At 70.3% G+C, this 7,916-nt stretch carries 8 protein-coding genes and 2 pseudogenes; 5 read left to right on the forward strand and 5 right to left on the reverse strand.

Annotated features, from left to right (window positions below):
- Positions 1 to 205 precede the first annotated feature (205 nt).
- A complete protein-coding gene (locus LMU33_RS40475; RefSeq protein ID WP_228627060.1) occupies positions 206 to 619 on the reverse strand; it encodes a transposase in 414 nt (137 codons plus the stop codon).
- A gap of 168 nt (positions 620 to 787) precedes the next feature.
- On the opposite strand from LMU33_RS40475, the pseudogene LMU33_RS40480 reads away from it, so the two are divergent.
- Together LMU33_RS40480 and LMU33_RS40485 are read left to right on the forward strand one after the other, a co-directional pair.
- Positions 788 to 886, forward strand: a pseudogene (locus LMU33_RS40480) (transposase); the annotation flags it as partial.
- Between the two features lie 248 nt (positions 887 to 1,134).
- Positions 1,135 to 2,352: a GNAT family N-acetyltransferase gene (locus tag LMU33_RS40485; protein ID WP_228627062.1), complete on the forward strand. Its 1,218-nt coding sequence runs from the start codon at positions 1,135 to 1,137 to the stop codon at positions 2,350 to 2,352.
- Here LMU33_RS40485 and LMU33_RS40490 read toward each other — a convergent pair.
- From LMU33_RS40490 to LMU33_RS40500, 3 genes are all read right to left on the reverse strand, one after another.
- Complete coding sequence (locus tag LMU33_RS40490) at positions 2,342 to 3,304, reverse strand: FAD-dependent oxidoreductase (RefSeq protein ID WP_228627064.1); 963 nt, start codon at positions 3,302 to 3,304, stop codon at positions 2,342 to 2,344. The two genes, LMU33_RS40485 and LMU33_RS40490, sit on opposite strands and share 11 nt — an antisense overlap.
- A 294-nt stretch (positions 3,305 to 3,598) precedes the next feature.
- Positions 3,599 to 4,825: a cytochrome P450 gene (locus LMU33_RS40495; protein ID WP_228627066.1), complete on the reverse strand. Its 1,227-nt coding sequence runs from the start codon at positions 4,823 to 4,825 to the stop codon at positions 3,599 to 3,601.
- 56 nt (positions 4,826 to 4,881) lie between these two features.
- A complete protein-coding gene (locus LMU33_RS40500; protein ID WP_228627067.1) occupies positions 4,882 to 5,106 on the reverse strand; it encodes a hypothetical protein in 225 nt (74 codons plus the stop codon).
- Positions 5,107 to 5,461: 355 nt separating this feature from the next.
- On the opposite strand from LMU33_RS40500, the gene LMU33_RS40505 reads away from it, so the two are divergent.
- From LMU33_RS40505 to LMU33_RS40515, 3 genes are all read left to right on the forward strand, one after another.
- Positions 5,462 to 6,013, forward strand: a complete 552-nt coding sequence (locus LMU33_RS40505; RefSeq protein ID WP_228627069.1) for a GtrA domain-containing protein — start codon at positions 5,462 to 5,464, stop codon at positions 6,011 to 6,013.
- A 143-nt stretch (positions 6,014 to 6,156) separates the two neighbouring features.
- Positions 6,157 to 6,480 carry an acyl carrier protein gene (locus tag LMU33_RS40510; protein ID WP_228627071.1) on the forward strand — a complete coding sequence of 108 codons (324 nt, stop codon included), beginning with the start codon at positions 6,157 to 6,159 and terminating at the stop codon, positions 6,478 to 6,480.
- A gap of 126 nt (positions 6,481 to 6,606) precedes the next feature.
- A complete protein-coding gene (locus LMU33_RS40515) occupies positions 6,607 to 7,335 on the forward strand; it encodes a thioesterase II family protein (protein WP_228627073.1) in 729 nt (242 codons plus the stop codon).
- 143 nt (positions 7,336 to 7,478) lie between these two features.
- Here LMU33_RS40515 and LMU33_RS40520 read toward each other — a convergent pair.
- Positions 7,479 to 7,916: pseudogene (locus tag LMU33_RS40520) on the reverse strand (hypothetical protein); the annotation flags it as partial.

Consider the following 7,916-nt stretch of genomic DNA (forward strand, 5'->3'; position numbering starts at 1 on the left):
GCCGAGGGTGGCACTGCTGGTGGACCGGCTCGCCATGGTCTGACACACCGTCCCGGCGGGCACTCAGCCGGGCCCTCGGCCCCCGCCGCTGCCTGCCTGCCTGCGGCAACGCTTCCGGTCACTCGCGTCCACACGGCGCAGCCGCAGCTCGCCGGACCCCGCACCCCAGACGGGCACCCGCCCGGGAAGCCGCGATGCTCATTGATCACGGCCCGATACGCGCCCTGACGCCGCGTCGTTCGCCGGTGCCCTCGTCGTCCTCGTCGAGGTGGACGGTCGCCGGGTCATGCAGTGAGCGCAGGCGGCCCTCGCGCGGCGGGCGGGCGGCGAAGCTGTAACGGCCCAGGCAGTTGAGGTCGGCGTGCTTCAGCGGGGAGACCCGGGCCACGTCGTCGTCCAGGACGTCATGCTCCCGCTCCTCGGGCAGCAGAGCCCGCAGGTGGTCGACGGCGGCGTCGAGGTAGCGCGTTGTCCCGAGCACGGCGGCGCCCCGGCAGGGGGACCCCTCCTGGACGACCTGGCTGCCGGTGCGTATGGCACGGTCAGGGGTCTGATGCCGGAAGACCTGCAGCGCATGGGCCAGTTGGTCCGGCTGCGGCCGGCCGACCTCAGCCCACAACGGGCGGCGTATGCTCGGCCAGGACCCGTTGCCCGCGTCCTGACAGCATCCGAGCCCGAGAGGGTCGGCAGGGGCAGGAAACCGGGCCGGTAGCCCTGGGTGACGCCCCTGCCGGTCCAAGGCCATGGAACGATCTCGCTATGGCTCGCGGAGATCTGACGGACGCCTCGGGATCGGCGGCAGGTCTTCGACGGAGTCCGAAGGCGGGCCTGCACCGGCTCTCCATGGCGGGACGTGCCCGAAAGGTACGGGCCGTGGCAGAGGGCAAGGCCGGACCACGAAAACGCTGGCCACCGCGGGCTTGCGGGCACGGCTGCGGACCCGGCTCAGGCGTCGCTCGACCGACTTTCGCGTGGTCCCGAGCTTCTGCGCGATCTCCTCGGGACTGGGCACAGGCGCCGGGCCCCACACCCATGCGCGGCGCTCAACTCCCTCTGTCCGCCGCACGGTTGCTCTGTAGGATCGCCGCAGCGCGGAGCTCCACGCCGACACCGATCACAGTGGGACCGAGGGACATGGCCGCATGGACCACCCGGGTGGCCTGCCCGGATGATCAGACCGAAATCCGCTGTCTGCTGTCCGATGCCTGCGACGCGGTGGTCGTTCCGTCGTCGGAGCTCCTCGCCGACGCCATTGCGCGGGGTCTGGTACGGGTGGCCGAGTCCGACGGGAACGTGGTGGGCTGCATAGCCGCGGAAGGGCCGGCACTGGGGCACGTGCGTCTGTCGGCGATAGCGGTCCGGGACGACATGCGTCGTCAGGGCATGGGCTGCCGTCTGCTGGCCGAGATGGTGGAGGAGGTTCCGCAGAAGCCGAACGAACCGCCGCTGATATCCGCCGTGGCCGGGATCGAGGAACTGGCCGTGGCCGGGCTGCTGCTGAAGGGGGGCTTCATAGGGACCCGGATCATGCGCACGGGCCGTGCGGGCGACGATGTCCACATCCACTATCAGTACAAGCTGCGCGTTGAATACATAGACCCGGACGCCCGGCATCTCGTACCCGTCGGTGCGCGCGAGCAGCTCACCGAGTCCCTGGCACCCGCGGACCACGCCGTGACCGCGTTGGTGACCCTGGCGGGTGAACCGGCCTTCGAAGTCGCCCGGTTCGAGCGGGACGACCCGGCGACCCTCCAGTCCGGGGAAGCCGCCGCGGGCATCGCCTTCTCCGGTTCGATACTCGCCGCCATCACTTTTCTGCTCGGCTTCGCCTTTGCTTCTAGCCGGTTCCCCGATGACGTACGCCTGCTTCTCATCGGGGCGACGTTCAGCACCGTGCTTTCTCTGATCGTCTATGCAAGCGCCTCCGGCGAACTCGCCCGGATCCGCTCGAACTCGTTCGGCAGGATCATGAAGTGGGGGAACGTACTGTCCGAGTACGGCGGCGTGTTTCCCTTCCTGATCTCGCTGCCCGTCACCTACGCGCAGATCAGCGACGACCCGTGGACGAGCATGGTTCTGGCGGTGGTGATCAGCGCCGCCATCGGCTGGTACGAGCGATCCGAGTTCTCCATAGCCCACCGGTTCCACCGCAGCTCGAGCGAGGTCGCCTTGATGGCAGTCACGGCCGTCTCCCCGGCGGTTGGTTCGGTGCTGGTGGCCGCACACGTCACCAGTTGGCCCTGGACCATGGTCCTGACGGCGACGCTGGCGGCGCGTACCTGGCTGTATCTCTTCCGCAGAGGGCCGGAGAGCGGGATCGAGGAGCGTCGGCAGTGGCAGATCAGGGAGTGAGGCCCGACCCTGCGCGAACGCGCTCGGCGACCTCGCGGGCGCAGGCCCAGGACAGCGTCAGTCCGGCTCCGCCATGGCCGTAGTTGTGCAGCAGCAGCGTGCCTTCGCGCGACTCCTCACCGAGCCGGACCCGGGTGCGGGCCGGCCGCAGCCCGACCCGGTGCGTGATGACCCGGGCGGCGCCGATCGACGGCTCCACTGCGGTGCAGCGCCGGATGATCTCCTGGGCCGCGGCCCTGTCGGGCCGGAGGTCCCAGTTGTCCCGTTCCGATGTTCCGCCCAGGACCAGCACGTCGGCGTGCGGGTAGATGTAGGTGAGTTCGGCGGCCCCGGGAGTGTCGTCGCAGAAGAACGACCGGATGCCGGGGTTCTCCACCACGACGAGCTGGCCGCGCACCGCCTCGACGGAGGTGTCGGCCGCCAGCGACCGGGCGCCGATGCCCGAACAGTTGACGACCACCGGCGCTTCGCGGGTCGCCTCGTCCAGCGTGTTGTAGTGGTGGCGGTGTATCCGTCCGCCGGCCCGGGCGAGCCGGCGGGTGAGGTAGCGGAGGTAGTGGGGCATGTCGACGACCGGGGCGCGGTACCGCCATCCGGTGACGAAGCCCGGGTGGAGCTCGTCGGGTGCGCAGGCTTGAGCGTCGACCGAGCTGCCCCAGGCCGGCATGTCGCACGGGATGCGGGACTCGTGGGTTCCCTCCAGCAACCGGACTCCCGTGTCCGCGTCGGCGCTCAGTGCGGTCAGGACCGACAGAGTCTCCCTGCTCCATGGGCCGACCAGGTGTGCCGGCTCGACCAGGTACGGGTCCCACATTGCGCCTGCGGCTGCCGAGGTCGTCTCGCCGGGGGGCCGGTCGCTGTCAACGCGTACGTCCCAGCCCGACTCCGCCAGACAGACCGCCGTGGTGAGCCCTGCGACCCCGGCACCGATCACCACCGCGCGGTCCTGCAATGCCCGCCTCCCTTCTGCGAATCGGGAAGCCGACCCTATCCGCACGCTACTGACTGACGGGTCGACGACACGGGGTCGGCCGGGCGGTCCGGAGGCCCGCTTCGCCGCCGCGGACTGGTCGACCGCGCGGGTGGACGGCCGGGGCCGCACCGCGGACGCAAGGCCCGCGTGCCTGCTCGTCCGCCCGTCCGCTCGTCCGCCTGTGGTCCCGTCCGCCCCTCCGCTCATCCGCCCGTTGTCCCGTCCGCCGTACAGGCGGACGGGACAACGGGAGCCGACTGCACCGTGGTTTTCCTACGGGGCCGTTTCCGTCCAGGTGACCGGCAGTTCGTGGACGCCGTAGATGTTCATGTTGGTCCTGAGTTTCACTTCGCCGGCGGGGATGGCGAGCTTCAGGGTCGGGAAGCGGCGCAGCAGGCCGGCGAAGCCGGCGCGCATCTCGAGGCGGGCCAGTTGCTGGCCGAGGCATTGGTGGACGCCGTGGCCGAAAGCCAGCTGGCCGCGGGCCTTGCGGTGGATGTCCAGGGTGTCGGGGTTGTCGAAGCGCCGGGGGTCGTGGTTGGCGGCCAGCAAGGAGACGACGACGGTCGATCCCTTGCCGATGGTTTCGCCACCCAGCTCGATGTCCTCCGTGGCGTAGCGGTAGAAGATGTCGGCGACGGACAGGTAGCGCATGAGCTCTTCGACGGCGTTGGGCATCAGATCCGGGTCGGCGCGCAGTTCGGCCGCCTGCTCGGGGTGTTCCAGCAGCGCGAACGTGCCCAGCCCCAGCATGTTGGCGGTGGTCTCGTGGCCGGCGAGCAGCAGCAGGAAGGCGATGCCGGTCAGTTCCTCGATGGTGAGGTCGTCACGGCGGGCCAGGTCGGACAGGATGTCTTCGCCGGGGGTGGCGCGTTTGCGCGTGACCAGTTCGGCGAGGTACGTGGTCAGGCCGGTGTACGCGGCCATTTTCTCGTCGAGCGCCACGTCCTTTTCCAGGAACTTGGCCGTGTTGGCCTGGAAGGTCTCCCGGTCCGTGTAGGGGACTCCGAGCAGTTCGCAGATCACCAGCACGGGCACCGGCAGCGCGAATTCCTCGACCAGGTCGACCGGCGGGGTCAGGCGGGTCATCTCGTCCAGTTGCCGCTCGGCGATGTCGGTGATGTGCTCTTCGAGCTGCTTCATGCGTTTGACGGTGAAGGCGCCGGTGAGCATGCGCCGCAGCCGGGTGTGGTCCGGCGGGTCCATGCTGATGAACAGGCCCGGGATCTGCGGGGACGGCTCGGTGGCGGCGGGCATGCCGGGGATCTCGTACGGGACGTGGAGAACGCCGATGTCCTGGCGGGAGCTGAACCGGGTGTCGGCCATGAGCTGGCGGACCGCGTCGTAGCCGGTGACCAACCAGCCCTCGTGACCGTCGGGGAAGACCATGGGGCTGACGGGGCGCGCCTCGCGCAGCCGGGTGATGTCGCGGGGCGGGTCGAAGGGGCCCGCATCGCGTTCCATGGGGAGGCCGTGGGGGACGAGAGGCGTGTGGCTCATCGGTTTTCCTTCCGTGGGTGGGGGGTGGGCTCGCCCCTGCGGGGCCGGGCAAAGGCTCAGGCGGTGGCGGCGGTGCCGCGGACGTGGTCGGCGGTGCCGCGGACGTGGTCGGCGGTGCCGCGGACGTGGTCGGCCTCTTCCGGTGCCTGCTCCCCGAGCAGCTCCATGGCTGCCGTCAGTTCGCACAGGACACGGTCGGCGAGTTCGGCTACGGACGTGCCGCCCAGGTTCCGGGCGGTCGGCAGGGTGAGCATGGCCTGGTCGCTCGTGGTGACGGACATGGTGGGGCTCCTTTACGTCGTACGCCGTATGACGCCGTTCCGTTTCCGTGGCCCCATCATGGCACACGTCTGGCGTCATTACGAGCCATTGTGCGCCACATATGAGCCACGATGAGGTCACCTCCGGGCTCGGCCCGAAAAACCGCAGGTCTTTGCGGACTTGGGCCCCGCCAGGGATGCGGCGAGTGCGCGCGCCGCGTCGCCGACCTGCGTATTTACGACTCCCTGACGACCCCCTGCGCGTTTCGGAGCCCTTGAGTGACCGAAATGGCGTCACAGGCGACTCCGCACGGCGCCATCTATGTGCCATGATGGCGTCACGTTTCGTCGGAGTGCGCCATCAAGGGGGCGGATCATGGAGACAGCACACGGTCGGCAGCAGGCAGCACCTGGCGCCTTCGCCGCCTTCGCCCGCTTCGTGCTCTGCGGCGGCGGGGTGGGGCTCGCCTCCAGCTTCGCCGTGGCAGCCCTCTCCTCCTGGCTGCCCTGGGCCCTGGCCAACGCCGTGATCACCGTGGCCTCCACGCTCCTGGCCACCGAGCTGCACGCCCGCTTCACCTTCGGCGCGGGCGGACGCGCGACCTGGCGCCAGCATGTGCAGTCGGCCGGGTCCGCGACGGCCGCGTACGCGGTGACCTGCGTGGCGATGGTCGTCCTGCAGCTGCTGGTGGCGGCGCCCGGTGCGGTGCTCGAGCAGGTCGTCTACCTGGCCGCCTCCGCACTGGCGGGCCTCGCGCGCTTCGCGGTGCTGCGCCTCGTCGTCTTCGCGCGGGGCCGCTCGCAGGCCGCGGCCACCGTCCGCGCCACCCCTCCCGCGGTCGCGGGCACCGTCCGAGCCACCCCTCCCGTGGCCGTGTCCCACGCCGCGGTCCCGGCCGGCCCCGCGGCGCTCTGCCACGCCGCCTGACCGTTCGGCCGAAGAGGCGGGCAGGCGCGGCGCGTTCGAACGTCCTTCGACGGCCGCTCTAGTGGGGGCGGGCACCGTGTAGGCGGACGCGCAGGCGTTGCGCGCCCTGGACAGTCCAGGCAGCCGGAAGGAAGTCCGTACCCATGGCCCAGACTCCGTGGAACGCGAGGTTCGAGACGATTCTCCGGCAGGGCCTGCCCGGCCTGGGCAAGGACAAGGCGCCCGCCGTCGACGTGCCGATGGAGGCGTACGGGCTCGACTCCATGGCTCTCATCGGCATCGTCAGCGCCCTGGAGTCCGCCTACGGCGTCAGCCTCGCCGGTCAGGTCACCGTTCCCGTGCGCACCCTGACCGCGGGCCACCTGTGGGGCATCGTCTCGGCCGCACTGCAGCCGGCCTGGGACACCCACCGGCCGTCACCGGCAGGCGGTACGACGCGCGGCCAGGCCCCTTGGATCATGGCCTGACAGACCTTCGGGACGGGTGACCGCACCGTCCCGACTCCTACCCCTGGTCCGGGATCCAGGTCATCGGGCCGGACGCCGGAGTGTCTCGTCGATGGAGCCCCCATGCCAAAGGCCGAAGAGCCTCAAATGCGTCTGTTCGTGTTCCACCACTCCGGTGGTTCGCATCTGATGTACCGCGACTGGCCGTCCTGCTTCCCGGCCGACTGGGAGGTGCAGACCGCCGACGCACCGGGCCGCGGGCCCCGCGACGAACGCGCCCCGCTGAGCGACACGGGTGCCCTGCTCGAGTACTTCCTGCACGAGCTGGACAGCCGGCTGACGGGCCGCTTCGCGTTCTTCGGGCACAGCATGGGCGGGCTCGTCGCGTACGAACTGACCCGCCGGCTCATCGATCTGGGCCGCACACCGCCGGCCTGGCTCGGTGTGTCCGCACGCGGCACGCTGCACCCCGACGGCGACCCCACGCGCCGGCATCTGCTGTCCGATGCGGAACTGCGCCGGGAGTTGATGGCGATGGGCGGTACGTCGTCCTCGGTGCTGGACCACGACGAGCTGTGGGACCTGTTCTCGCCGACCATCCGCGCGGACCTGCGTATCAGCGAGACCTGGCGTACGAAGCCCCTGACCGCACCGCTGCCGGTGCCCCTGTCGGTGTTCGGCGGCACCCGGGACCACGTGGCGCCGCCGCACCGCCTGGACGGCTGGGCGGCCACCTCCGAGCACTTCCTGGGCCTGCACCTGTTCGACGGCGGCCACTTCTACTTCCAGGACCGGCTCCCGGAGGTCGCCGGGCGGATCCAGGACGACGTGCGCCGCGCCCTGCTCCTGACAAGGGCATCGTCCCAGGCGGCGTGAGGACCGTCGGGACGACCGGGACAGGCATCGTGTCCGTACGACACGGCAGGACGACGGAACCCGCCACGGTTGTGTGGCAGGTTCCGCCGTCGAGGCCGGTCAGCACGGGTGTATGTCCAGCCTCCCGGCCTGGGGCATGACTCCTACTGGTTGATGTTGGCCTGGTCGACCTTGCCGCCGCCCTGGTTGACGTTGGCCTGCCTGACCTTGCCCTTCTTGACCTTGACCTTCCCCTTCTTGACCTTGCCGTGGTGGCCCTGCTTGACGTTGACCTGGTGGGCCTTGCCACCGCCCTGGTTCACGTTCGCCTGGTCTACGCCGCGGCCACCCTGGTCGACGTTCGCCTGGTTGGCCTTACCGCCGCCCTGGTCGACGTTGGCCTGATTGGCCTTACCGCCACCCTGGTCGACGTTCGCCTGATTGGCCTTACCGCCACCCTGGTCGACGTTCGCCTGATTGGCCTTGCCATCGCCCTGATCGACGTTCGCCTGGTTGGCCTTGCCACCACCCTGGTCGACGTTCGCCTGGTTGGCCTTGCCATCGCCCTGGTGCACGTTCGCCTGATTGGCGCCGTCACCACC

This window comes from Streptomyces barringtoniae (assembly GCF_020819595.1).
GTDB classification, from domain to species: domain Bacteria; phylum Actinomycetota; class Actinomycetes; order Streptomycetales; family Streptomycetaceae; genus Streptomyces; species Streptomyces barringtoniae.

Excerpts from the sequence above, each read along its gene's own strand:
- LMU33_RS40495 (WP_228627066.1), bottom strand. The coding sequence starts at position 4,825 with ATGAGCCACACGCCTCTCGTCCCCCACGGCCTCCCCATGGAACGCGAT.
- LMU33_RS40485 (WP_228627062.1), top strand. The coding sequence starts at position 1,135 with ATGGCCGCATGGACCACCCGGGTGGCCTGCCCGGATGATCAGACCGAA.
- LMU33_RS40510 (WP_228627071.1), top strand. The coding sequence starts at position 6,157 with ATGGCCCAGACTCCGTGGAACGCGAGGTTCGAGACGATTCTCCGGCAG.
- LMU33_RS40500 (WP_228627067.1), bottom strand. The coding sequence starts at position 5,106 with ATGTCCGTCACCACGAGCGACCAGGCCATGCTCACCCTGCCGACCGCC.
- LMU33_RS40505 (WP_228627069.1), top strand. The coding sequence starts at position 5,462 with ATGGAGACAGCACACGGTCGGCAGCAGGCAGCACCTGGCGCCTTCGCC.
- LMU33_RS40515 (WP_228627073.1), top strand. The coding sequence starts at position 6,607 with ATGCGTCTGTTCGTGTTCCACCACTCCGGTGGTTCGCATCTGATGTAC.